Origin of the sequence: Nitrosomonas eutropha (genome assembly GCF_003201195.1) — a bacterium.
Taxonomy (GTDB): Bacteria; Pseudomonadota; Gammaproteobacteria; order Burkholderiales; family Nitrosomonadaceae; genus Nitrosomonas; species Nitrosomonas eutropha.
The window spans coordinates 1-23,461 of the sequence record NZ_QICQ01000013.1 but is presented as its reverse complement, the minus strand read 5'-3'; the positions used below and the strand labels follow the sequence as shown (position 1 = coordinate 23,461).

Genomic DNA, 23,461 nt, shown 5'->3' with positions numbered 1-23,461 from the left:
CGATGTCTTACCAGCATTTCCGCGTTATTCTCATTCGCCTGTACGCTCAGTTCGTCAAGGAGCTGCTCTGTATCCTGCGTGATCCACGTAACCGAGTCGTAGTGTTTGTGCCACCATTGTTACAACTGCTGATATTTTCTTACGCCGCTACCCTGGAAGTAAGCAATGTCGATATTGCTGTGTATAACCAGGATACGGGACGAGAGGCACAGGAAGTCGTATGGCGCCTGGAAGCTGCCCGCTTCATTACACAGGTTCATCATGTCCACAGTAATACGGTGTTACGTGAGCAACTAGCACAAGGCAAAGTAATTGCTGCCATTGCTATTCCATCTGATTTCTCTCGTACTGTTGCGATTGAGGGAAGTGGCCGTGCACAGGTATTAGTCGATGGTCGCCGTAGTAATTCCGGCCAGATTGTTGTCGGTTATCTCTCCGTCATCGCCAAAAACATTCACTTTACAGCTGATCCTACTCCACTACCGGAAACATCCGTAGTGGTACGTCACTGGTTCAATCCCAATCTGGTTTATCTCTGGTTCATGGTTCCCTGTTTAACCGGTACACTCGCCTTTTTTAGTGCACTCATGATCACAGCACTTTCTATTGCCCGGGAACGCGAGCTTGGAACCTTCGATCAACTGCTGGTATCGCCCGCTTCAACGCTGGAAATTATTTTATCTAAATCACTACCGGCACTGGTCATCAGCACCTTACTCGCACTTTTAATGATCAGCATGGCAATCTGGTTTTTTCGCATTCCATTTACGGGATCATTTGGATTATTACTCATCGGACTCATCCTGTTTATCCTGTCGGCAGTAGGAATCGGCTTGGTGGTTTCTGCCATCAGCATGACGCAACAGCAGGCCATTCTGGGTGGATTCGTTATTGGCGTACCGACCGTATTGATCTCCGGCTTTGCCACACCAGTAGAGAACATGCCTGCCGTCTTGCAATGGCTGGCCCAGGCTATTCCGCTGACGCACTTCTTGGTCATCATCGAAGGCAGTTTTCTCAAGGCGATGCCGCCAGGAGACATTCTTGCCAGCCTGTGGCCACTGGCAGTGATCGCCGCGGTGACACTCACGATGGCGACCGTATTTGTCCGAGGACGCCTACAATGAGATCTGGACTGTGTATGTCATCGCCATGGAGAACGATCATCTGCCCCGGTGCCAATAAACAAGGACGCCTGCCCATGCTGGTGCTGGATTTTGCGATGCTAACAGGTTACGGTACCCGAGTATGGCCATGCACTGCGCTGGCCGGATTTTTGGCGAATGAGCAATGAACCTCCTGGCGGATTTTGATGCGCACCAATCCGGAGGATGTTGGGCTGAGGCAAGAGCTTGCCAGAGCCCGTGGCCGGGTCGATCAAGCACACCACTACGAACAAGCACCCAACCCCCTGCATGTGCCTGGAACTGACGTTCCGATTCCACTATTTCGCACTGCGCAAGATGCACTTTTTGCTGCACGCAAGGGAGTTGGTGGCTTTCCCTGGTGGCTATGGAACGCTCGATGAGCTGTTCGAGGTGCTGATCCTGATCCAGACCGGCAAGATGCAGCGGATTCCGCTGGTGCTGGTGGGCTGCACGTTCTGGCGTCACATGATTGATTTCGATCTTCTGCTCGACGAATCTATGTCTTTCCATCCAATCTCGACTTGTTCACTTGCGCGGACGAAGCCGAGGAAATCCTCATTACCCTCGAACGCTTTTATATCAACGAGGCAGCAGGACATGAACACAAAGCAGCGGTCGATCGCTGAATCTGGGATCATGATGCATACGGTTGACTCGCTGCTCGATACGCAGCGAGCTGCAGCCGGCGGTGCACATCAATGCGGTCAAGCTGCAACAACATGTGGCGCGCCAGCGTGCCGACATTCTCAGCAGCAGGATCCTCAGCGCGTCGACTATGCAGACCCTCAGCATGAGCGGCCTGGACCTGCAGCCGTGCGCCACGCCATCCTCAAGTACCTGCCATTCCGGCGCTGGCTGCGGCACCCGGCTTGTCGAATGAAGACAGGTTCCGCATTGGCCGAACTCTGGCTGCAGCAGGCCATGGCAGCACAGCCGGCAAGGTCTGCAAACTCCGCAGCCGCAGGCCTGCAACCCTGGCTGGAGACAGCACGCCACGCCTGGGCATACCTCTTTTTCACCGAACACACGCCAGGCGAGCGTGCGTTTGACGAGCGCCAGGCGCAGGTCCGTGACTGGTACAACGTCGCGTTGTTATCCGACTGTTCCAGGCCCACGGCGCTCAGTCAACGACGGCAACTCACATTGAGGATACCGCCAGCACCACCATGAGCAGGGACAATTGGCACGTGCGCGTTCGCCTGCAGGCACGCTTGCCTACCAGCGTGACCGCGCCGCAAAAATTGCTGCCGGCGGCACAGTTGGATTTCCAGGGCGTGCGCAGCATGCATCGCCGCGCCGGATTCGGCGCAGAGCTGGTGGCCGTGCTGCATCCGCAACGCCGCATCATCATCATCATGCAGCCATTCGCCAGTTGCTGATTCAGTCCCGTGATCACTTTGATCCGGACGGCACTGTGTCCACCTTGAAAAACATGGTGGTCATCGGCCATAGCATGGGGGGAATGATTGCTCGCCTGCTGGTCTCATCGGCTGACAATCAACTGCACGACTGGGCCATGGCCGATGCAAGAACCGACCCGAACCAGAACGACCCCGAGCGCACGCTGCTGGATCCCATGTTGCGCTTCGAATCCCTTGCCGGTATTGAGCGTGCAATTTTTATCGCGACCCTGCACCGGGGCACTGCAATCGCTGGCTACCAACCTGTGCGCTGGCTGTCCGGCTTGTTTCGGTTGCCATTGACGGCGCAGGAAGCCGTGACCGACGCCGTGGTCCCTTCAGTTCAGGCCACAGGGCAGACTCAGGATGGCTATCTGCAAGGAACCCTGAACAGCATTGACCATCTCAATCAGGACGATCCCTTTGTTCAGGCTGCCACAAAACTGCCGATCTCACCCGAGGTACGTTACCATTCCATCATTGCCCGCACCAATGCCGACGGGCCGCTGGCCGATTCCGACGCCGGCCTGGTACCGTATCGCAGCGCGCACCTGCCGGACGCTGTATCTGAAAAAATCATCATCTCAGGCCACAAGCGTGCAGGAAAACGTCGCAGCGATCCTAGAAGTACGCCGCATCCTGCGGAGGATTTGGCCGCCTCCACACAAGTATCACCACACTAGGTTAAGGGTAAACGGGCAAGCGCGTCGCTCGGCAGGGCCAGTTGCCAGTCGTGAGCAGCCAGTGTGAGTCCGTCCGGCAGTGGCAAGCCCAGGTGGTATGCCTTACGACTGGCAACTGCAATGTAATTTTGCCCCCCTGAATTAAGTTGGTCATTTTTCTACGAAGTGGCTGCTATTCTATTGTTAACACAGGAGAGGGCAATGACCATTAGGGTATTAAAGAAACAGGGAAAGAGGATTAAAGCAAACTGGTATATCACGCAATACGGTTAAAAAATATCTCGACGATCAAGTGATGCCGCGTTACAGCAAACTCGACCCGTTTAAAGCCTATATTCAGCAGCGCATCCAGGCCGCACATCCTGACTGGATTTACAGCGGTAATGTTATCAGGAGATACTGGCACAGGGTTACCAGGGCAAGATACGGGTATTGAGCAGCTATATAGCTTGTTTGAAACCGTGAGCAAAGCCATATCCAGTAGTGCGTTTTGAAGCAGAAAATGGCTGGAAAAAAAGCTATGTTTTGCCTGAAATTGATAAAATTTTAGGAAACATTAAAGAAATCATAATTTTTGGATCAATGATGGTTATCGGTACAAAGACTCCTTAATCACTACATCCAAAAGTAAAATACATGTAAAAGTTATAAACTATAAAATGTACCACGCGTATCCATGGGGCAAAAGAATAGAAAATGAGTTGGTACAACTTCAAATATCAGTATCTGGTACGTTTTTGGTTACCTGTACCTGCAGTGATTGCAGCCGGTATTCTCTCTGCCTTTTACTTCGGCGTTACCGGCACTTTCTGGGCCGTAACAGGTGAATTCACCCGCTGGGGCGGTCATATCCTGCAATGGCTGGGCCTGGATGTTTCCCACTGGGGTTATTTTCAGGTCATCGGTCTGCAGGGCTCACCGCTGACACGTATTGATGGAGTGATGATCCTCGGTATGTTTGCAGGGTGTTTCTCGGCAGCATTATGGGCCAATAACGTCAAGTTGCGTTTACCACAGCACCGCATTCGTGTGTTCCAGGCCATTGTGGGGGGCATTATTGCCGGCTTTGGAGCGCGCCTGGCTATGGGATGTAATCTGGCGGCGTTTTTTACCGGTATTCCACAGTTTTCTTTGCATGCCTGGTTTTTTGCTATTGCTACCGCAATCGGCTCGCTGGCGGGCGCCAAGGTCAGCCTGTTACCGGTATTTCGCATCCCGGTACAGCTGCAAAAAGTGTCGGCAGCGCAACCGCTTAATCAGCATGCAACCCGGGAACGGCAACACTTTTGCATCGGCATGCTATTGTTTATCGCTTTTGTGCTGTGGGCGGCTTCCAAGGCGCTGGATGAACCCAAGCTGGGTTATGCTGCCTTGTTTGGCCTGGCTTTTGGCCTCATTATTGAACGTGCGCAGGTGTGTTTCACTTCAGCGTTTCGTGATCTGTGGATTACTGGTCGTACACAAATGGCTAAAGCGATTATCGCGGGTATGGCAGTAGGCACAATTGGTGTTTACAGCTACGTACAACTGGGAATGGATTCTAAAATATTCTGGGCCGGGCCAAATGCAGTCATTGGTGGATTGTTGTTCGGCTTTGGCATCGTGCTGGCAGGTGGTTGCGAAACAGGCTGGATGTATCGCGCTGTGGAAGGACAGGTGCATTTCTGGCTGGTGGGATTAGGTAACATCATCGGTTCCACACTGCTGGCACTGGTGTGGGATGATCTGGCACCCCTCCTTGTCGTAAATTTTGACAAGATCAATCTCCTTAAAACATTCGGACCGCAAGGCGGTCTACTGGCCACCTACATTATGCTGGGTGTATTTCTGGCACTGGTGCTGTACTGGGAAAAATATTTCTTTGCCCGGAAAGCCCGACAAGCTTCGCAAACAGCCTGAACATAAGCGCTTCCCATGAAATCAACTACCATCATCCCTGATTTTCGTCTCGATATGATAGGAGAACCCTGCCCCTATCCTGCTGTAGCAACGTTGGAAGCTATGCCCCAGTTGCGGCCGGGGCAGATTCTGGAGGTGATTTCCGATTGCCCGCAGTCAATTAACAACATCCCGATTGATGCCAGAAATCATGGCTACGAGGTTCTGGAGATTCAGCAGGATGGTCCCACTATTCGTTATTTGATCCGCCGTTAAGATAACGCCCGTCACCAAATCAGCTGAGGTTTGAGGCTAAGGGTGTTTCGAGTAGCCAGGTGTGTTTCCCAAAGATTCTGAAGTCGAATTGAACCAGGCAAGTCTCTGACGAAGCTTGACCACTTCTCCCACAATAATGAGTGTTGGCGGCTTCAATGGATTTTCCTGAATGATTGTCGGCAACGTTGCAAGTGTGCCGGTGAGAACACACTGATTGGGGGTTGTACCCTGCTGAATAATAGCAGCTGGTGTCGTTTTTGGCAGACCATGAGCAATCAACTGTCGGCATAACTCGGAGACGCCCAGCAATCCCATGTAGACGACAATCGTCTGGTTAGGACGCGCCAGCGCTGACCAGTCAAGCTGTACAGTGTTGTCTTTCAGATGTCCGGTTACAAAAACGCAGGAATGCGCGTAATCCCGGTGGGTCAAAGGGATACCTGCATAACTAGCTACACCGGATGCGGCTGTAATTCCGGGAACAACCTGGAATGGGATCTGATGTTGTGACAAAGTTTCGATTTCCTCGCCCCCTCGTCCAAAAATAAAAGGATCGCCACCTTTCAACCGCAGCACACGTTTACCTTCTTGCGCCAGCTTGATCAACAGGTTATTGATTGATGTCTGCGGCAAAGTATGTCGATTACGCTCCTTACCGGCATAGATACGGTCAGCATCCTGTCTGACCATATCCAAAATGGCCGGAGCAACCAGCCGATCATAAATCACCACGTCTGCCTGCTGCATCAGGCGCATAGCGCGGAAAGTCAACAGATCCGGGTCTCCCGGGCCTGCTCCCACCAGATAAACTTCCCCGATCGGAGGTTGATCCACACTATTATTCAAGGTTTCTAATAAATAATCCTGGGCAGCCTGATCCTTGCCGGCAAATACCATTTCTGCAAACGGCCCTTGAAGCATTTTTTCCCAAAAGAAGCGACGATTTTCCTGACGAGAAAAATGCTGCCTGACTTGCCCGCGAAACTGCGCAGCATAAGTCGCCAGTCGACCATAAGCAGCGGGGATTAATGCTTCCAGTCGTGCACGCAACAGCCTTGCCAGTACTGGAGAACCGCCACCGCTTGATACCGCAACGATAATCGGAGAGCGATCCAAAATGGAAGGCATGATAAAGGTGCATAAATCCGGATTATCGACAACGTTTACTGGAATACCTGCTTTCCGGGCTGCAACCGAGACAGCCTGGTTGGTTGCTCGATCATGCGTAGCGGCAATAACCAGCACCCTACCCTGCAAGTGATCCGGGCGGAAGGTTTCAGCGTTATGCGAGATTGAAGAGAATTGCTGCAACAAACCAGTAAATTCCGCATTAATTGTGGGGGAAACGACATGGATATGCGCCCCTGCTCGCAGTAGCAACTTCGCCTTGCGGGCTGCAACACTTCCTCCGCCAACAATCAGACAATTTCGCTGTTTAATGTTGAGAAAAACTGGAAAGTAATCCATACAGACAAAATAGGGCTTAATAAACAAGGAGCCGTCTGGCCTGTTAAAGGTTAATCAGAACGATGTAATAACCTCTTATTCCGGAATTACATATCCGGTTCAGTATCTGTACTTCTGTTACTGCTGATATGTGTTATCTCTTGCCCACGATCAGAACTCAGGCCATGGATGTACCGGTTATTGAACTCTTTCCCGCTTATACAGTTCCTCAATGGTCATACTCATGCCAGCTTCCCCACCGAATACTGTGCCGAGTGTCTTGTTCTGGAGATGTTTGATATTGAAATCGTAGAATTCCTTTTTTAGCGGGAAATATCTTACTTCCTCAATCAATTGCTGTGCGTGTTGCATGTAAAAGATAACAAATTCCTTTATTTCCGGTTTGTTTGCTGATTTTGCATTTACATAAATAAAGAGAGGACGCGATAATGGCTGGTAACTTCCATTTTGTACGGTAAGCATGGAAGGTAGAACACCGCCAGCACCATGATCAATCGCCACAGCTTTCAGTTTCTTCTGATTTTCGATGTAGTAGGCAAAGCCAAAGAAACCTAATGCATTTAAATCGCTCGCCACACCCTGAACGAGTACATTATCATCTTCCGAGGCAGTAAAATCTCCACGACTGGATTTTGCCTTACCGACCACGGCTTCGGTGAAATAGTCGAATGTACCTGAATCAGCTCCTGCGCCGAAAAGTTTGATTCTGGCATCAGGCCAGGCCGGGTTGATTTGATTCCAGTTAAGTATCTTTTCTTGCGCTGCAGGCTCCCACATTTTTTTTAACTCGGCGATTGTTATGGATTTAATCCAATTGTTCCTGGGGTTGACCGCCACCGTCAATGCATCAAAAGCAATTGGCATCTCGATGTACTGCACACCATTCTGCCTACATTGCTCCATTTCAGAAGACAGGATCGGGCGAGATGCATTCACAATATCAATTTCCCCTCTGCAGAATTTTTTGAATCCCCCGCCCGTACCGGAGATACCAGCGGTAACCATAGTGGCCCCTTTTTTAGCAGTTTGAAAATCCTCAGAAACAGCTTCTGTAATCGGGAAAACAGTACTCGATCCATCTATCTTAATAAGCGACCTGGCTTGAATATACCCACTGATTCCACTCAAAAGGATAAAGGCTGTAATTAAAAATCTGGCTCTACTACTGGATTTTGATAAAAACTGTTGCATGATAGTCATCCTGATATTCAAGAATTAAAGAAAAGATATCTGACCTGTATACCCTACAACTCTAACTTCAAGTATTCACCAAAGATAAACGAGATATATTACAGCCTTGTGATGATAAGCTCAGTGCCCAACAGTTGAAGCAACAGCCTGTTGCTGAATTGTTCCAGCAATTTTCTCAGCCCAGTATTCAATCTGTTGAGGGTCTTTTCCTTCCACCATCACCCTGATTAACGGTTCAGTTCCAGAAGCACGCAGCAAAATACGCCCATCATTTCCCAATGCCTGTTCCGCCTCATTTTTGCATATCTCTACTGCTTGATCGTTCTGAAAATCAAAATCTCTGGAAATCTTTACATTGATTAACCGTTGGGGAAAGAAAGTAACATCATGCATCAAGTCGGCAAACATCAAACCCGTGTCACGTAATGCGTACAAAACCTGGAGGGCTGAAATAATTCCGTCACCTGTCGTATGTTTATCACGGCAAATAATATGGCCGGAATTCTCGGCACCCAAGTACCAGTCATTTTGTTGCAGCAATTCAGACACATAACGATCTCCGACATTTGCCCGGGCAAATGGAATCCCAATCCGCTCAAAAGCTTGCTCAACAGCCAGATTGGTCATGAGTGTCCCAACTACTCCACCTTGTAGTACACCACGCTGTTGTCGATGTTTAGCGATAATGTAGGCCAGACTGTCACCATCGTATACTACCCCTTCTCCACTCACCATCAGCACCCGGTCGCCATCGCCATCTACAGCAATACCAAAATCTGCACCGTGTTGCAAAACTGCACCTTGCAGCGTCATGATATGGGTTGCACCACATTCATGATTAATGTTGAATCCGTCCGGATTTGCATGAATAGTTACAACATCAGCGCCCAGTTCATGCATCACATGCCCGGCGACCTGGTAATCTGCACCATTGGCACAATCAACCACGATTTTCCAGCCTCGTAAATCAAGCTGATTAGGAAAAGTACTTTTACAAAATTCGATATATCGGCCTTCTTCATCCTTGAGACGTTGTACTCTACCTAATTTGATAGAAGGTGCTGTTTCTATAGGAAAATCCAGTTCAGCTTCGATTTGAAGTTCCATACTATCAGGTAGTTTTGAGCCTTCAGAAGAGAAAAATTTAATGCCGTTATCATAAAACGGATTATGTGAGGCAGAAATAACTGCTCCAGCCTGAATGCGCAGCGCTCGCACAAGGTAGGCCACAGCAGGGGTTGGTAATGGCCCGGATAGCAGAACATCTACCCCTGCCGCTGAGAAACCGGCTTCCAGCGCAGATTCCAGCATGTATCCGGATATGCGTGTATCTTTTCCAATCAGGATGGTTGGTCGTTTATCTGCAGCCAGTTTCCAATCGGACGCCAGCAATACTTTGCCAACAGCATACCCCAGACGCAGGAAGAATTCGGGCGTGATCGGAAATTCCCCTACCTTTCCACGAATGCCATCTGTACCAAAATATTTTTTCTTCATATCAGTGTCGCTTCCCTGTTGAATTCCAAATCAAAGCATGTAACCGGATTCACAATATCGCAATCAACATCCCACAGACGCGAGCGTCTGATAGATCAACAGCAACCAGCCACTCAATCGTCATATTTGTATTATATGGGCCTTGTTACTGATTACCGTACAACCAACTATTGGCCGGGTGACGGGTATATCAGAAAACCCGGATGAATACGATCCATTGCCGCAAACACTGAAAACGCATCACGAGTTGCCTTGACATCATGTACCCGTACAATCCTGGCACCTTGTCCCACTGCCAGAAGAGCGGCTGCCACACTGGCATACACACGATTATCAACTGGACTGCCCGTAATCATTCCCAGCATTGATTTACGTGAAATGCCGGCCATAACAGGTAGATCCATAGCAATGAATTGATTCAGATGGTGTAACAAGGCGAGATTGTGCTCCAGTGTTTTACCAAAGCCAAAACCGGGATCAATAATGATTCGCTCACGCGTAATCCCGGCTGATACTGCCAATGCAACATGTTGTTTCAGAAAAGCCATAACCTCGGCAACTACATCCGAATACTGCGGATCAAGCTGCATTGTCTCCGGCCGTCCTTGCATGTGCATGAGACAAGCCATAACAGAGCTGTCTGCAACAACTTCCAGTGCACCGGGAGCTTGCAGCGCATTGGTATCATTGATAAGAACAACCCCGGCATTAATAGCGGCTTGCATCACTTCCGGTTTGGCAGTATCAACCGAAACTGGAATATTCATATTCAGTGCAAATTCTATGACGGGCATGATTCGTGACAGTTCTTCGTCCGATTCAACAGATCGACTCCCAGGACGGGTAGATTCACCCCCGATATCAAGGATATCTGCACCTTCCTGAGCCAGGCGACTCACTTGTTCAATCGCTTTCTCCGTTGTATCAAAACAGCCACCATCAGAAAAAGAATCGGGCGTGACATTGATCACCCCCATGATCAGCGGGCGGTTTTCTTGAAGAATCCTTTGCAGTTTATTCACTTGGATAAGAAAAAATGGCCTGTACGTTTTATTTCCCGTACAGGCCATTAATTAAGAATACTACAATTTTTCTAGGCTTCTACTTTTTGAGCAGGTGCTTCTTCTGTTGTTGCAGGCTCACTTTCGGGTTGTTTTACCTCACCGCTTGTGCTGGTTGAACCTTTATCCTGCCGTGGAGAAGAAGAAGGTGATTGCGGCGGACGCGGCGGGCGACCTTCCATAATATCTTTGATCTGGTCACTGTCTATCGTCTCCCATTCAAGCAATGCTTGTGTCATCGCCTCGATTTTATCCTTATTCTCCTCGATGATCTTGCGCGCAAGTGCATATTGCTCATCAACGATCCGACGAATCTCGGCATCGACCATTTTCATGGTTGCTTCACTCAGATTCCTGTGCGTAGTAACTGAACGCCCAAGGAACACCTCTCCCTCGTTTTCACCATACACCATAGGTCCCAGCGTATCGGACATACCCCATTGCGTCACCATCTTGCGGGCGGTATCTGTTGCCCGTTCAAAGTCATTAGATGCGCCGGTTGTCATCTGGTTCATGAACACTTCCTCTGCAATACGGCCGCCAAACATGACAGCAATCGTCTGCAAAATCTGATCGCGATCCATACTGTAACGATCTTCAGCAGGAAGCTGCATAGTTACACCTAGTGCACGTCCGCGCGGGATAATTGAAACCTTGTGAACCGGATCGGTTTTAGGCAGCAAATAAGCCACTACCGCATGCCCCGATTCATGATAAGCAGTATTGCGCCGCTCATTTTCGGGCATAACAACGGAACGACGTTCTGCACCCATCAGAATCTTGTCTTTTGCACGTTCAAAGTCATCCATATCAACCAGACGTTTGTTGGATCGTGCAGCAAACAAGGCGGCCTCATTGACCAGGTTGGCCAAATCAGCTCCTGACATACCAGGTGTACCCCTTGCCAAGATACTGGCTTTCACATCAGGGGATATAGGAACTTTGCGCATATGTACCAGCAAAATCTGTTCCCGACCACGAATATCCGGCAGCGGGACAACAACCTGTCTATCGAATCGACCTGGACGCAGCAAAGCAGGATCCAATACATCCGGGCGGTTGGTGGCAGCAATAACAATTACACCCATATTGCCTTCAAAGCCATCCATTTCAACCAGCAATTGGTTCAACGTCTGTTCGCGCTCATCATTTCCACCTCCCAGACCTGCGCCACGCTGACGGCCGACCGCATCAATCTCGTCAATGAAGATAATGCAAGGTGCATGTTTTTTCGCCTGCTCAAACATATCTCTCACTCTGGAGGCACCGACACCGACAAACATTTCGACGAAATCCGAACCGGAAATACTGAAAAATGGTACTTTTGCTTCACCGGCAATGGCGCGGGCAAGCAGCGTTTTACCTGTTCCCGGATTACCACACATTAGTACACCGCGAGGAATACGACCACCTAGTTTCTGGAATCGGGAAGGATCCCTCAAAAACTCGACCAACTCGGCAACTTCTTCTTTGGCTTCTTCACAACCAGCCACATCCGCAAAAGTCACGTTGTTACTCTTATGATCAAGCATCCTGGCTTTACTTTTCCCGAATGAGAAAGCACCGCCGCTACGACCGCCCCCTTGCATCTGGCGCATGAAAAAGATCCAGACAGCAATTAACAGCAACATCGGGAACCATGACACAAGGATGCTCATCAGCATGGAAGGTTCTTCTTCCGGCTTAGCTTCCACAGCCACTCCAGCCTTTAGAAGATCACTTACCAGCCACGGATCGGAAGGTGAATGGACAATAAACGAGCGGCCATCTGTTTTTGCACCTCTCAAGGTACGACCGTCGATTACTACCTTGGCAATCCTGCCTTGGTGCATTTCACTGATAAATTGTGAATATTCCATGGGAGGCTGTGATGGCTGTCGGGTGGAGAACTGATTGAAGACTGTCATCAATACCAATGCAATCACCAGCCAGATAGCCATGTTCTTAATCAAATTATTCATATTAGCTCCTCAATTTTGCTTCTCGACGAAACCGAATTTTTGAAACGCTGCGGTTTATCTGTATCTGTTACAGGACTGTTACCGCAGTCTATCAGATTATTTTTTCCAGTCCCAGCAAATATAACTCTTTACTTCGATCTCGCGAAGCCTTTGGTTTCCTGATGACGACTTTTGCAAAATCAGCCTGCATTAATTGTCGGAATGCCTCAAAGTCACTCCCCTGAAATACTTTGACAAGAAAGTTTTCACCGGGGTTCAAATGTTCGCGACAGAACATCAAAGCAAGTTCTGCCAGATACATGCCGTGAGCCTGATCACTGACACGAATACCGGTAAGATTGGGTGACATATCGGAAATTACAAGATCTGCCCGTTTCCCATCCAGAACTTTCTCCAATGCGGCCAGAACACCATTTTCACGAAAATCGCCTTGAATGAATGTCGCACCAGGTAAGGATTGCATATCCAGCATATCCAGCGCAAAAACCTTTCCGGTCGGCCCGACAGATTCGAGTGCCACTTGTGACCAGCTGCCAGGCGACGCTCCCAGATCAACAACCGTCATTCCCGGTGAAAAAAGTGCATCGCGCTCGGCGATTTCCTGTAATTTGTAGGCCGCACGCGAACGATAACCTTCGTGGTTAGCCTTGCGGACAAAGTTATCGTTGATATGCGCTTTTATCCAGGCTCTGCTGGTTCTGGCAGATTTCATCAGGTAAAATCCAGTGTTTTTAGGAAGGTTGTAATGCTTGAACTTGATATGGCTCTGCGCCGGCAGCTTACGGCCAGTGCGCACCACCTGAATCCGGTAGTAACGATTGGCAAGGATGGCCTGGCAGAAAGTATTATTAGTGAGCTCGATCGGAGTCTTTTGAAGCATGAGCTTATCAAGATTAAAGTGCTTGAAGGCGACCGGGACCAGAGAACTTCTTTGCTGGAGAAAATTTGCCTTTCTCTAAATGCCGCACCTATCAAGCAGATCGGTAAGATTTTGATTATATACCGGATCAACCCGGATAAAAAAAACGTCGAGACCACGGCTTTGAGCATATCCAAGTCTGGCTTTAAACCAAAACGCAAACCCAAACCTGCGCAACGAATGAAGAAAGCCCTACCGAGAAAATAAACAGCCGAAGAAACTGATTGCTATTTCTCTCGGACAAGATTCCCTAATACTTAGTGATCTGGTATAACTCAGACCAGTTTACGCATATGGAGATGCTTATGAGTACAAAACTGGAACTGCCGATTCAGGAATTTACCACCCCCTATCCGGTCACCGCGCGCGAGGATAGCTCAATTGAGGAGTTACTGGATATCGTCAAGAATCTCAAGGTGCGCCACATTCCCATCATGTCGAATGGAAAAATCACGGGCATCGTCAGCGATCGGGATCTCAGAATCGTTTCGGCATTGAGTGCCCGTGAAAAGTTCCTGGTCCGAGCAGATGATCTAATGACGTCCGATCCCGTGACTTTTCAGGGCAACACCTCCATCGAGGATGTGATTCTGGAAATGTCAGAGAAAAAAATCGGCAGCGTTCTGGTGGCAGATGAAAAGGGAGATCTGCAGGGTATATTCACAGTAACTGATGCACTGGATGTTCTGATTGAGATATTACGAGGCAGAAAATGACACAAGTTCGTGATCTGATGACGCCTATGCCTCAAACCATAGGCTTCGATATTTCAGTGGAAAAAGCCCTGGAGATAATGAAAGAATGTGCCTGCCATCATCTCCCCGTACTGGATGGTGGAAAACTGGTTGGCGTATTGAGTGACAGAGATCTATCAATGGCCAGACATGACTCAAATGATGTTAAAGCCGAACATCTTGTCAAGGATCTCATGAGTGATGCACCCATCGTAATCGAACCTTCCGCCGAAATTAATACCGCTATCCGGACAATGCTGGATAACAAAATCAACAGTCTTATTGTCAGAGTAGAAGGGAACCAGCCGTGGGGTATCCTTACTTCAACTGATCTTTTGCGCCACATTGTAGAAAAAACCTAAAGCAAACCACGCCGACAAGCCTTGGAGGAAATAAAGAATATCTACTTTATTTTCTCCAGCAGCGCTATTAAGTATAAAAATCAAGCCAATAATTTCAGAAACACACTTCCAGCTTCCGGGTTATCACAAACCACATCAGCCCTTACTGACAAGGACTCGACTTACTCGCTTCTGCAGAAATTCAGCGAAATGGACGACTTAGAAAGCGCGACCCAGCCAACCCAAAACGCCAGGGTATTTCTTTTGCCCTGGAGATACCAATACGCGGCCCGGTAATAACTGTTACCGGAGTTGTGGCCGGCAGAAGCTGAAACGGAGGAATATCAACCGGCATGCCACTATGCGCCATAGTAATTCCGAGCGCCTGACAAAGCCGCCCGGGGCCTGCGCAGAGCAAACGTACATTATCCAGCCCGCGTCGTTTCCGCATAACATCCAATCCTCCTGCCAGCGGCTCCAGTGCGCGGATCAGCACCCCGGCACCATGGCCTGGCGGACAGCACACAATATTGAAGCACCAATGTATGCCGTAAGAGCGATAGACATACGCATGGCACGGTGGCCCGAACATCACCTGATTGCGCGGCGTTATTCCACCAAAACAATGTGAGGCAGGATCCTCATGATCATAAGCCTCCACCTCCACAATCCGACCACCTACACCATTCAGCATAAGCGTCACGCCTATCAGGGAACGCGCCACTTCAGCAGAGGGAGCTGAAAAATCAATATCAAGAGATGAAACCAGATTCATACACGACAAACATTCAATAAAATTAGAGCAACTGTTCGATATCTCCAACCAGAGATTCCGGCTTATCAACTGGCGCATAACGTTTAACCACTTTCCCGGTTCTATCTACCAGAAACTTGGTGAAATTCCATTTGATACCCTTGGAACCCAGCACACCAGGTTTTTCATTCTTCAGATATTGGTAGAGCGGATGGGTATTGGTACCATTCACCTCAATCTTTGCAAATAAAGGAAAGCTGATGTTGTAACCGGATGAGCAAAATTCCTGAATTTCACGTTCATTACCCGGTTCCTGGCGGCCAAATTGGTTACAGGGAAAAGCAAGTACAACCAGCCCCTGATCCTTGTATCGTCGATATAACGCTTCCAAACTCTGATACTGAGGTGTAAAACCACATTTACTGGCCGTGTTCACTATCAGCAAGACTTTACCCTTATAATCGCTGAGCAGTTTATTCTGCCCATCAATCGTTTTTATACCATAGTCATAGATATCCATCGCTATTTATAATGCTACTCAGAAATTATCATGATTAGAAAAAACCCCACGGGTGATCAGCCGATCGTCCACGAAAGTGCTTTTGTTGATCCCACTGCCATTCTCTGTGGACGTGTTGTCGTACACGAAAATGCGTTTATCGGGCCATACGTTGTCATTCGGGCGGATGAGGTGGATGAAGCCGGAAATATGGAACCCATTACAATAGGTGCGCATTCCAATATTCAGGATGGCGTAGTCATTCACTCCAAATTGGGTGCAGCAGTTACTATCAGGGAGCGCACCTCAATCGCCCACCGGGCAATTGTACACGGGCCTTGTACTGTCGGCCCCGGAGTGTTCATTGGATTTAACAGTGTACTGTTCAACTGCACAATCGGTGAAGGATGTGTCGTTCGCCACAATTCAGTCGTTGATAGCTGCGATCTGCCACCAGGCTTTTATGTTCCTTCCACACAACGCATCAGGCCAAAAACCGACCTGGCTTCCATCAAAAAAGTAACCCCCCAAGCATCAAAATTTTCTGAGGATGTCGCCAGAACCAACAAAATACCCTTGTACAAGGGTATAAGCGTATTCAGAATGAACTTTAGGGAACTTCGGACAACCCGCAGCGTAAATTGATCATCACCCAGATGCTGCTCATACTCCCTCTTTTATTTTAATATCGCTCAAATCCAGCTTATGAAAAAATCCATATTGATTACCGGTTGCTCCAGCGGCATTGGCTATTGCGTTGCGCATGAATTGCAGACGCGCGGTTACCGTGTTTTTGCCACCGCCCGCAGGCAGGAAAGTGTGGACATGTTGCTTGCTGAGGGATTAGAAAGTTTCCAACTTGATCTGAACGATTCCAGCTCAATTCAACGCGCAGTTGAAGAAACCCTGAATCGCAGCAATGGCCAATTGTATGCATTATTTAACAATGGTGCATATGGCCTGCCTGGGGCGGTTGAAGATCTCAGTCGGGAAGCCATGCGCGCCCAATTTGAAACCAATTTTTTTGGTTGGGTGGAGCTGACCAATCTGATCTTGCCCGTCATGCGCAAGCAGGAACAGGGTCGTATCATACAAAACAGCTCCATACTTGGCTTTGCTGCCATGCCGTTCCGTGGCGCGTACAACGCCTCCAAATTTGCAGTCGAAGGCTGGAGCGATACCTTACGGCTGGAACTGAGAGGGAGCAATATTTTTGTCAGCCTGATCGAACCAGGGCCAATTGCCACGAAATTCCGTGCCAACGCAATGAAGGCGTTTGAACGCTACATCGATATCGAGCACAGTATTCACCGCGAGAAATACCTCATTGTTCAGGACCGGCTGAACAAGCAGGGACCCACTGTCCCTTTCACTCTGCCTCCAGAAGCCGTATTGAAAAAGGTGATCTGTATACTTGAATCACGTACCCCTGATGCCCGCTATTACGTTACCTTTCCGACCCACATGTTTGGCCTTCTCAAGCGCATCTTGCCCGTTTCTGTACTGGATAAATTATTGGCTAAGGCCGGGCACAAGCATCAGTAAAGAAATATAGTGCTCAAATATTTCCAGACACATAGTTAGATTCTTTTCAAGAATTATGCATAATGAATGCTTGGTAATTTATCGTTGCAGCCGAAGGGCAAACTATTGATCGGTATGCTACTGGCTCTCCCGAAAATTGATGAAAATTAGAAATATTCTATGACCATCCCTTCCTATCCCCTGCTGTATCAGCTCAACGCCCGCATCAGACAGTACGAGCTTTCACGCGCTGCTATCTCACCTCCCCCACTGAATGATTGGCCTGATAGTGAATGGGATCGGTTAGCTGAACTGGGGTTTGACTGGGTATGGCTGCTTGGCGTATGGGAAACCGGAAAAGCTGGCCAGCGTGTTTCACGTACACAGCCTGGTTGGCAGAAAAGCTTTAAGGCCACCTGCTTACCGGATCTATCCGAGACAGATATTTGCGGTTCCTGCTTTGCCATTACCCGTTATCAGGTGGCCGACAGACTGGGAGGAAACAAGGCGCTGCAGCACCTGCGCCACAAACTCAATGAACGCGGATTGCGCCTCATGCTCGATTTCGTTCCTAATCACACCGCACTGGATCATCCCTGGATGCAGACACACCCCGAGTTCTATATCAACGGGACACGGGAGGATTTACAGCGCAATCCACAAAACTATGTTGCACTTGTATCGAATTCATCTGGCAAAGATCAGCGAATTTTTGCCTATGGCCGTGACCCTTACTTTGATGGCTGGCCAGATACCCTACAACTGGATTACAGCAATCCTGCCGTACAACAGGCGATGCAAGTAGAACTGCTAAACATTGCCAAGCTGTGCGACGGCGTACGTTGTGATATGGCCATGCTGTTGTTACCGCAAATTTTTGAACGTACTTGGCAGCGCTCTATTACCTCCTTCTGGCCTGCCACCATTCAGGCAGTCCGCAAACAATTTCCGGGTTTCCTTTTTCTGGCTGAAGTGTACTGGGATCTGGAATGGATGCTGCAGCAGCAAGGATTTGATTACACTTACGACAAACGATTATATGATCGGCTACTTAGCCAAGTTCCCAAACCTGTGCACGACCATCTCACAGCAGATATCACTTATCAGCGCAAACTCGCCCGGTTCTTGGAGAATCACGATGAGCAGCGCGCGGCAACTGTTTTTCCACCGACTGTGCATGAAGCAGCAGCCATGATCAATTATCTGGCACCAGGGATGCGTTTTTTTCAGGCTGGACAACTGGAAGGCAAGCGGGTACATATCCCGATTCACTTATGCAGAAGTCCGGTTGAGCCGACAGACTCCAGACTCAGTCACTTTTATCAACAGCTACTGCAGATTCTGAAAAATCCGGTGTTACGACAGGGAAACTGGGTATTGCTGGAATGCTTGCCGGCCCAGAAAGAGAATGGGACTTGGAATAATTTCATCGCATACCGCTGGCAGGGAGAAAACAGTGACTCTCTGCTAATCATCGTCAACTACGCACCCCATCCGGGCCAATGTCTAGTGGAGTTTGCTGATTTACAACCAAAAGAAAGTACCGGGAGCTGGCATGATCTGATGAATCCGAGTGAATCGTTACCAGTTCGGATAGAAAATATTACTCAGCTTTTTGTTGACCTGCCTGCCTGGGGTTACCGCATTCTGGAAAAGCAACCTTAACCTCAACTCATTCAGTGGAGGCACGCCGGGAGAGATGCAATTTATCCACTGTCTGCATCACCAGGGAATAAACGGCCGGCACCACCACTAATGTAAGCAGTGTTGAGGAAACCATGCCCCCGATAACTGCAACAGCAAGCGGGCGATTGGTTTCAGCACCGGCCCCCAGCCCCATCGCTGCCGGCAGCAGTGCGAGGATGACAGTCAACGAGGTCATCAGCACTGGCCGCAGCCGGATCGGACAGGCCTCCTTAAGAGCTGCATCAATAGACTTGCCCTGTTCACGCAGTTGATTAGTTAGATCAATCAACAGGATGGAATTTTTTGCCACCAGGCCGATCAGCAACACCAGCCCGATCATAGAAAAGATGTTGAGTGAATTGCCCGTCAGCCACAAGGCAAAAATACCGCCAATAATGGCAAGTGGCTGTGCCACCATAATGATAAGCGGCTGCAGAAAGGAATTGAACTGACTGGCCAGCACCATGTAAAGCAAAATCAGTGCAAGCGTAAAAATAAATACGGTACTCTTCATCGTCTTGGCCAATTCTTCCGCCTGCCCGGTAAGTTTTACCGTATAACCCGGCGGCAATAATTCAGTAGCCTGCTGAAATACACTATCGGTTGCTTTATCCAGCGGCAGTATAGGGTTGATATAGAACATCGCCGCATATTGCAGATCAAAGCGCCCGATTAACGCGGCACCCAGGGTATCCCGAAATTCAGCAACCGCATCCAGTCTTACCAGCTCATTCCCGTTACTTCTCAGATAAATCTTTTTCAGATCGTCCAACTGGCTAAACCGATCTTCCTTACCTTTAATCCGGATCTCATAGCGTTGCCCATCCCCGGGATCATCGTTGAATCTGGCCACGTCAACACCACCGGTAAACATATTGATTGCCGTGGCAATATCGGTTGCAGATATACCGAGACTGGCAGCACGTGTCCGGTCTATATTCACGATCAGCTGCGGCAAATCAAGATCAAGATCAAGATCAACCTTGCCCATCCCTGGAATTCTTCCCAACCGTAGCTGCATTTCCTTAGCCAGACGCCCCACTTTCTGCAGATTGGAGCCAGTCAAATTAAATTGTAATTTTTCTGAGCGTTGGCCACGCACAATGGAAATCGGGGCAGGAAACGCCCGGACGCCAGGAATTTTATCGAAATGTTCTCTCAGTTCACGCATCAACACCTTCTGGCTCATATTACGGGCGTTTCGATCATACAAGCGTACATTGACAAACCCTTTATTCACCTGGCCATCCTGCCCGGCCCCAATCATTCCAAAATAACTGATAACCTCTGAGGGATACGTTGCCAACACACGCTCGATCAACCTGAGGCGGGAATCGGTATAGTCAATACTTGAACCAAGTGGCGTTCTGAACGTTATTGTAAATACACCTTCATCCGTTTCTGGAGAAAATTCCTTATCTACTTTCCCAAAGAAGAAAATACTGCTCAATACCATTATGATGGTAAGCACAATGACTTTCCAACGATGCTGTATGGAAAACGTCAGCAGCAAAACATAACGCTGATCCATACGATCAAACCAGTTATCCAGCCAATAATAGAGACGACCATGTTTCCGATCGACACGCAAATAACGTGAACACAGCATAGGTGTCAGCGTTAATGAAACAAGCAGGGAAATCAGCACACCAAAGGTAACAACCACAGCAAATGACTTGAAGAATTTGCCGATGATACCTTCCATAAAGATTACTGGTGCAAAGATACATACCAGCGCCAGCGTAGCTGCCATGACAGCGAATACCACTTCGTGACTGCCTCTAATCGAGGCAGCCACCACATCCACTTTACCGTGCCTTGCCTGATCGCGACTCATATGCCGGAAAATATTCTCCAACACCACGATGGCATCATCCACCACCACCCCGATCAGCAACAGCAAAGCCAGCAACGTCATGGTGTTAAAAGTAAAACCCGAGAAATACATGACAGCAATGGCACCCATCAGTGATACCGGAATTGCAGTCGCAATAATCAGCGTTGAACGCACTGAACGCAGAAACAACCAGACGATCAGCGCAGCTAGCAAGGTACCTTCGACTAGATGTTCCTGCAGTGCATATACCAGCTCCTTGATAAAAATCGCATCACTGGAAGAAATACTGATACGCATCCCGGGCGGCAAGCTCGGATTGATATCTTCTGCCAGCCGGCGCTCAACTTCATCGATAATAGCAACCGTGTTGGCATTTGAAACCTTGACAATTCCCAGTCCTAGCGAGGGTAGCCCATTGAATCGGGCCACTTGGCGGTAATCAGCCAGATCATCCGCAATCTCTGCAATTTCCTTCAATCTGATCGGAGCACCTTCACGGTAAGCTACGATCAGATTGCCCACATCTTTTAGATTATGAAACTCTAAATCCAGCTTGATTAATCTCTCCGTGTTTTTACCTGTCAGGAAGCCACCCGGTAGCTGAATATGCTCGCGCCGAAAAGCATTGATGACATCGCTGGCAGCCAGGTTATAGGTAGCCATACGCTCGGGCAAAACATTGATTCGTATCGTGCGATCTCGCCGCCCTCCCAGACGAACCTCACCGACACCATCAATGGTTTCCAGTTTTTTCTTGATGACATTAAATCCATACAGATTAAGTTGCTGTAAAGTCCGATCACCCTGCAGCGACAGCCACATCACAGGCTGTGCGTTAGTTTCGATTTTGCGTACGATTGGCGGGTCGGTATCATCTGGCAAACGTTTCAGAATCTGGCTGATATTTGCCTGCACCTCGTTATAGGCAACATCAATATTCTTATCCAGAACGAAGGTGATTGTTGTCGTTGAGACACTCGGAGAAGAGCTGGATTGCACATGTTCAATACCGGGAATGGTATTAATGGCGGTTTCAATAATGCCGGTAATACTGGCATCAACAATATCAGGGTTTGCTCCAGCCAGTGTCGTAGTTACCGAAATGACTGGAAATTCGATATATGGCCAGCGATCCATTCCAATTCGCTGATAACTGATAACACCTAGCAATACCAGTAATCCTGAAACCATCCACGCCAGCACATGGCGCTTGATCGACAGCTCTGGCAGCGTCATGAATTCGCTTGCCCCAGTATTTCCCTTTGTATAGTGACCTTGGTGCCGTCGGTAAGAAAAGCTGCACCATCCAGCACTATCTGCTCACCTGCTTGTACGCCATCAATGATTTCAACCATTCCATCCTGATTTAATCCGGTTCGCACGACACGCTGTTCAACCTGCTCGCCATTGATAGCATAAACCACCTGGCCTGCCGGCCTGAGCACTACACTCTGCTCCGGCACAACCACTACATTCTCACGCACGCCAAGGATGACCACACCACTAACGCTTGCACCCGCGTGCCAACCAGGCTGGTTCTCAATATAGACAAGTGCATCAATCGCCCGATTGCTAACACCAATTGCAGGCTTCAATTCCCTGATATGGGAAATAATTTCAGTATCAGAGGTAGGTGTGCTCAGCCTAACTTCAAGATTCGGTCTGATATATGAAGCAATACTTTCCGGGAATGGCAGATGTGCACGCAAATGCTGATTACTGATAATTTGTAGCAACGGATCGCCAACCTTGACATAGTCTCCCTCAACAACGGTCTGGGATTCAATTTTTCCATCCATTGGCGAAAACAGGCGTGTCTTAGATTTATTATGTTCAATTGTGGCCAGACGGGATTTCGCTCCTTCCAGCTGCCGGCGCAATGCTATTTCCTGAGTCTTGACATCATCCAACACGATCTGGGAAATAAAATTTCGTTCTACCAGCCGGGTATTACGTTCGACTGAACGCTGTTGGTTTTCCAGCAACGCCTCCAGTCTTGCCACCTCGCTGAGCGCTTCACGTCGTAGCAGCTGATGATCCGCCGGATCCAACAAAGCAATTTCCTGTCCTTTTTTCACATGTTGCCCCTGGCGCACCAATACTTTAAGGACACGCCCAGATACTTCCGCCGCGATCGTGGGATCCATTATGCCCTCCAGTGAACCAATGGATTCCTCTCGTACTTCTATAGACACATTCCTGGCCGTAGCTACACTGACTGCTGGCGGGTTAGCTATTTTTATAACCTCTTCCTGCTTACCACAAGCAGTAAGCATCAGCATCAGAACGATACACAACAGTTTCTCTGCCCTACTCAACACCACAGTCAACGCTCTCCTGTAATCCACAAATGGCAACCACGTGATCTACCACATCAAGATTATCCCAGCTGTAAATTTACCGGATCACTCGGTAGACAGCTGTCTCACACACAATCAGAATGTGTCCCCCGCAAGAGGTAAAGAATCGAGGAATATTATCAAATATATACCCTTTATCTTCTTAAAAATAAAAAGTCTTTTCCTTTTCGTGAGATTTGGAAACAAATGATAAAGCTAGAGTATAGGGCCTGAGAACCTGTTCAAAATCTCTGGGAGTATGAGAA

Annotated in this window: 25 protein-coding genes; 14 read left to right on the top strand and 11 right to left on the bottom strand. The window is 48.6% G+C overall.

Annotation, left to right across the window (positions count from 1 at the left end; all coding sequences use genetic code 11):
• Positions 1 to 2: 2 nt before the first annotated feature.
• From C8R14_RS06290 to C8R14_RS06275, 5 genes are read left to right on the top strand one after another with little or no spacing between them, the layout of a single operon-like run.
• Positions 3 to 1,127: an ABC transporter permease gene (locus C8R14_RS06290; protein WP_011634089.1), complete on the top strand. Its 1,125-nt coding sequence runs from the start codon at positions 3 to 5 to the stop codon at positions 1,125 to 1,127.
• Positions 1,128 to 1,141: 14 nt separating this feature from the next.
• Complete coding sequence (locus tag C8R14_RS13515; protein ID WP_166484992.1) at positions 1,142 to 1,294, top strand: hypothetical protein; 153 nt, start codon at positions 1,142 to 1,144, stop codon at positions 1,292 to 1,294.
• Between the two features lie 18 nt (positions 1,295 to 1,312).
• Positions 1,313 to 1,528: a hypothetical protein gene (locus C8R14_RS14055; RefSeq protein ID WP_242500214.1), complete on the top strand. Its 216-nt coding sequence runs from the start codon at positions 1,313 to 1,315 to the stop codon at positions 1,526 to 1,528.
• Positions 1,464 to 2,318 carry an LOG family protein gene (locus tag C8R14_RS14050; RefSeq protein WP_242500213.1) on the top strand — a complete coding sequence of 285 codons (855 nt, stop codon included), beginning with the start codon at positions 1,464 to 1,466 and terminating at the stop codon, positions 2,316 to 2,318. The genes C8R14_RS14055 and C8R14_RS14050 overlap by 65 nt, the downstream gene beginning before the upstream one ends.
• Before the next feature lie 10 nt (positions 2,319 to 2,328).
• Entirely contained in the window at positions 2,329 to 3,231 is a 903-nt protein-coding gene (locus tag C8R14_RS06275) for a hypothetical protein (protein WP_011634087.1), read from the top strand.
• 256 nt (positions 3,232 to 3,487) lie between these two features.
• On the opposite strand, the gene C8R14_RS13510 is transcribed toward C8R14_RS06275, so the two are convergent.
• Positions 3,488 to 3,637, bottom strand: a complete 150-nt coding sequence (locus C8R14_RS13510; protein ID WP_160803607.1) for a hypothetical protein — start codon at positions 3,635 to 3,637, stop codon at positions 3,488 to 3,490.
• 77 nt (positions 3,638 to 3,714) lie between these two features.
• On the opposite strand from C8R14_RS13510, the gene C8R14_RS14045 reads away from it, so the two are divergent.
• From C8R14_RS14045 to yedF, 3 genes are all read left to right on the top strand, one after another.
• Positions 3,715 to 3,843, top strand: coding sequence for a hypothetical protein (locus C8R14_RS14045; protein WP_256328330.1), 129 nt, complete (start codon positions 3,715 to 3,717; stop codon positions 3,841 to 3,843).
• An 84-nt stretch (positions 3,844 to 3,927) separates the two neighbouring features.
• Complete coding sequence (gene yedE, locus C8R14_RS06270) at positions 3,928 to 5,130, top strand: selenium metabolism membrane protein YedE/FdhT (protein ID WP_011634086.1); 1,203 nt, start codon at positions 3,928 to 3,930, stop codon at positions 5,128 to 5,130.
• Between the two features lie 15 nt (positions 5,131 to 5,145).
• On the top strand, positions 5,146 to 5,385 hold the full coding sequence (gene yedF / locus C8R14_RS06265; protein ID WP_011634085.1) for a sulfurtransferase-like selenium metabolism protein YedF: 240 nt from the start codon (positions 5,146 to 5,148) through the stop codon (positions 5,383 to 5,385).
• A 36-nt stretch (positions 5,386 to 5,421) separates the two neighbouring features.
• On the opposite strand, the gene cysG is transcribed toward yedF, so the two are convergent.
• From cysG to C8R14_RS06235, 6 genes are all read right to left on the bottom strand, one after another.
• A complete protein-coding gene (gene cysG / locus C8R14_RS06260; protein ID WP_011634084.1) occupies positions 5,422 to 6,852 on the bottom strand; it encodes a siroheme synthase CysG in 1,431 nt (476 codons plus the stop codon).
• Between the two features lie 177 nt (positions 6,853 to 7,029).
• Positions 7,030 to 8,043, bottom strand: coding sequence for a PstS family phosphate ABC transporter substrate-binding protein (locus tag C8R14_RS06255; RefSeq protein ID WP_011634083.1), 1,014 nt, complete (start codon positions 8,041 to 8,043; stop codon positions 7,030 to 7,032).
• 120 nt (positions 8,044 to 8,163) lie between these two features.
• Positions 8,164 to 9,540: a phosphoglucosamine mutase gene (glmM, locus tag C8R14_RS06250; RefSeq protein WP_011634082.1), complete on the bottom strand. Its 1,377-nt coding sequence runs from the start codon at positions 9,538 to 9,540 to the stop codon at positions 8,164 to 8,166.
• A 167-nt stretch (positions 9,541 to 9,707) separates the two neighbouring features.
• Positions 9,708 to 10,562 carry a dihydropteroate synthase gene (folP, locus tag C8R14_RS06245; protein ID WP_041353462.1) on the bottom strand — a complete coding sequence of 285 codons (855 nt, stop codon included), beginning with the start codon at positions 10,560 to 10,562 and terminating at the stop codon, positions 9,708 to 9,710.
• Positions 10,563 to 10,633: 71 nt separating this feature from the next.
• Entirely contained in the window at positions 10,634 to 12,562 is a 1,929-nt protein-coding gene (gene ftsH, locus C8R14_RS06240) for an ATP-dependent zinc metalloprotease FtsH (protein WP_011634080.1), read from the bottom strand.
• Positions 12,563 to 12,653: 91 nt separating this feature from the next.
• Positions 12,654 to 13,274 carry an RlmE family RNA methyltransferase gene (locus C8R14_RS06235; RefSeq protein WP_011634079.1) on the bottom strand — a complete coding sequence of 207 codons (621 nt, stop codon included), beginning with the start codon at positions 13,272 to 13,274 and terminating at the stop codon, positions 12,654 to 12,656.
• 33 nt (positions 13,275 to 13,307) lie between these two features.
• On the opposite strand from C8R14_RS06235, the gene yhbY reads away from it, so the two are divergent.
• The 3 genes from yhbY (at position 13,308) to C8R14_RS06220 (ending at position 14,577) form a co-directional block, all read left to right on the top strand.
• Positions 13,308 to 13,688: a ribosome assembly RNA-binding protein YhbY gene (gene yhbY / locus C8R14_RS06230; RefSeq protein WP_011634078.1), complete on the top strand. Its 381-nt coding sequence runs from the start codon at positions 13,308 to 13,310 to the stop codon at positions 13,686 to 13,688.
• 98 nt (positions 13,689 to 13,786) lie between these two features.
• Positions 13,787 to 14,197, top strand: coding sequence for a CBS domain-containing protein (locus C8R14_RS06225; protein WP_011634077.1), 411 nt, complete (start codon positions 13,787 to 13,789; stop codon positions 14,195 to 14,197).
• Positions 14,194 to 14,577: a CBS domain-containing protein gene (locus C8R14_RS06220; protein WP_011634076.1), complete on the top strand. Its 384-nt coding sequence runs from the start codon at positions 14,194 to 14,196 to the stop codon at positions 14,575 to 14,577. Before C8R14_RS06225 ends, C8R14_RS06220 begins: the two co-directional genes overlap by 4 nt.
• A gap of 181 nt (positions 14,578 to 14,758) precedes the next feature.
• On the opposite strand, the gene C8R14_RS06215 is transcribed toward C8R14_RS06220, so the two are convergent.
• Positions 14,759 to 15,331, bottom strand: coding sequence for a DNA-3-methyladenine glycosylase (locus C8R14_RS06215; RefSeq protein ID WP_011634075.1), 573 nt, complete (start codon positions 15,329 to 15,331; stop codon positions 14,759 to 14,761).
• Positions 15,332 to 15,353: 22 nt separating this feature from the next.
• Positions 15,354 to 15,830, bottom strand: a complete 477-nt coding sequence (locus C8R14_RS06210) for a glutathione peroxidase (RefSeq protein WP_011634074.1) — start codon at positions 15,828 to 15,830, stop codon at positions 15,354 to 15,356.
• A 30-nt stretch (positions 15,831 to 15,860) separates the two neighbouring features.
• Here C8R14_RS06210 and C8R14_RS06205 point away from each other — a divergent pair, with 30 nt between their 5' ends.
• The 3 genes from C8R14_RS06205 to C8R14_RS06195 all read left to right on the top strand — a co-directional run bounded on the left by C8R14_RS06205 (position 15,861) and on the right by C8R14_RS06195 (position 18,998).
• Positions 15,861 to 16,454 carry a gamma carbonic anhydrase family protein gene (locus tag C8R14_RS06205; RefSeq protein ID WP_011634073.1) on the top strand — a complete coding sequence of 198 codons (594 nt, stop codon included), beginning with the start codon at positions 15,861 to 15,863 and terminating at the stop codon, positions 16,452 to 16,454.
• A gap of 60 nt (positions 16,455 to 16,514) precedes the next feature.
• Positions 16,515 to 17,354, top strand: coding sequence for an SDR family oxidoreductase (locus C8R14_RS06200; RefSeq protein ID WP_011634072.1), 840 nt, complete (start codon positions 16,515 to 16,517; stop codon positions 17,352 to 17,354).
• A gap of 159 nt (positions 17,355 to 17,513) precedes the next feature.
• Positions 17,514 to 18,998: an alpha-amylase family glycosyl hydrolase gene (locus C8R14_RS06195; protein ID WP_011634071.1), complete on the top strand. Its 1,485-nt coding sequence runs from the start codon at positions 17,514 to 17,516 to the stop codon at positions 18,996 to 18,998.
• 7 nt (positions 18,999 to 19,005) lie between these two features.
• On the opposite strand, the gene C8R14_RS06190 is transcribed toward C8R14_RS06195, so the two are convergent.
• Positions 19,006 to 22,092, bottom strand: a complete 3,087-nt coding sequence (locus C8R14_RS06190; protein WP_011634070.1) for an efflux RND transporter permease subunit — start codon at positions 22,090 to 22,092, stop codon at positions 19,006 to 19,008.
• The gene (locus C8R14_RS06185; protein ID WP_011634069.1) at positions 22,089 to 23,180 is read right to left on the bottom strand and encodes an efflux RND transporter periplasmic adaptor subunit; all 1,092 of its coding nucleotides are present in this window, start codon (positions 23,178 to 23,180) and stop codon (positions 22,089 to 22,091) included. Before C8R14_RS06185 ends, C8R14_RS06190 begins: the two co-directional genes overlap by 4 nt.
• Positions 23,181 to 23,461: the final 281 nt, after the last annotated feature.

What these genes read in the sequence shown, in the direction of transcription:
- C8R14_RS06290 (WP_011634089.1), top strand. Translation starts at nt 3, where the DNA reads ATGTCTTACCAGCATTTCCGCGTTATTCTCATTCGCCTGTACGCTCAG.
- C8R14_RS13515 (WP_166484992.1), top strand. Translation starts at nt 1,142, where the DNA reads ATGTCATCGCCATGGAGAACGATCATCTGCCCCGGTGCCAATAAACAA.
- C8R14_RS14055 (WP_242500214.1), top strand. Translation starts at nt 1,313, where the DNA reads ATGCGCACCAATCCGGAGGATGTTGGGCTGAGGCAAGAGCTTGCCAGA.
- C8R14_RS14050 (WP_242500213.1), top strand. Translation starts at nt 1,464, where the DNA reads ATGCACTTTTTGCTGCACGCAAGGGAGTTGGTGGCTTTCCCTGGTGGC.
- yedE (WP_011634086.1), top strand. Translation starts at nt 3,928, where the DNA reads ATGAGTTGGTACAACTTCAAATATCAGTATCTGGTACGTTTTTGGTTA.
- yedF (WP_011634085.1), top strand. Translation starts at nt 5,146, where the DNA reads ATGAAATCAACTACCATCATCCCTGATTTTCGTCTCGATATGATAGGA.
- cysG (WP_011634084.1), bottom strand. Translation starts at nt 6,852, where the DNA reads ATGGATTACTTTCCAGTTTTTCTCAACATTAAACAGCGAAATTGTCTG.
- C8R14_RS06255 (WP_011634083.1), bottom strand. Translation starts at nt 8,043, where the DNA reads ATGCAACAGTTTTTATCAAAATCCAGTAGTAGAGCCAGATTTTTAATT.
- glmM (WP_011634082.1), bottom strand. Translation starts at nt 9,540, where the DNA reads ATGAAGAAAAAATATTTTGGTACAGATGGCATTCGTGGAAAGGTAGGG.
- ftsH (WP_011634080.1), bottom strand. Translation starts at nt 12,562, where the DNA reads ATGAATAATTTGATTAAGAACATGGCTATCTGGCTGGTGATTGCATTG.
- C8R14_RS06235 (WP_011634079.1), bottom strand. Translation starts at nt 13,274, where the DNA reads ATGAAATCTGCCAGAACCAGCAGAGCCTGGATAAAAGCGCATATCAAC.
- yhbY (WP_011634078.1), top strand. Translation starts at nt 13,308, where the DNA reads ATGCTTGAACTTGATATGGCTCTGCGCCGGCAGCTTACGGCCAGTGCG.
- C8R14_RS06225 (WP_011634077.1), top strand. Translation starts at nt 13,787, where the DNA reads ATGAGTACAAAACTGGAACTGCCGATTCAGGAATTTACCACCCCCTAT.
- C8R14_RS06220 (WP_011634076.1), top strand. Translation starts at nt 14,194, where the DNA reads ATGACACAAGTTCGTGATCTGATGACGCCTATGCCTCAAACCATAGGC.
- C8R14_RS06215 (WP_011634075.1), bottom strand. Translation starts at nt 15,331, where the DNA reads ATGAATCTGGTTTCATCTCTTGATATTGATTTTTCAGCTCCCTCTGCT.
- C8R14_RS06210 (WP_011634074.1), bottom strand. Translation starts at nt 15,830, where the DNA reads ATGGATATCTATGACTATGGTATAAAAACGATTGATGGGCAGAATAAA.
- C8R14_RS06205 (WP_011634073.1), top strand. Translation starts at nt 15,861, where the DNA reads ATGATTAGAAAAAACCCCACGGGTGATCAGCCGATCGTCCACGAAAGT.
- C8R14_RS06200 (WP_011634072.1), top strand. Translation starts at nt 16,515, where the DNA reads ATGAAAAAATCCATATTGATTACCGGTTGCTCCAGCGGCATTGGCTAT.
- C8R14_RS06195 (WP_011634071.1), top strand. Translation starts at nt 17,514, where the DNA reads ATGACCATCCCTTCCTATCCCCTGCTGTATCAGCTCAACGCCCGCATC.
- C8R14_RS06190 (WP_011634070.1), bottom strand. Translation starts at nt 22,092, where the DNA reads ATGACGCTGCCAGAGCTGTCGATCAAGCGCCATGTGCTGGCGTGGATG.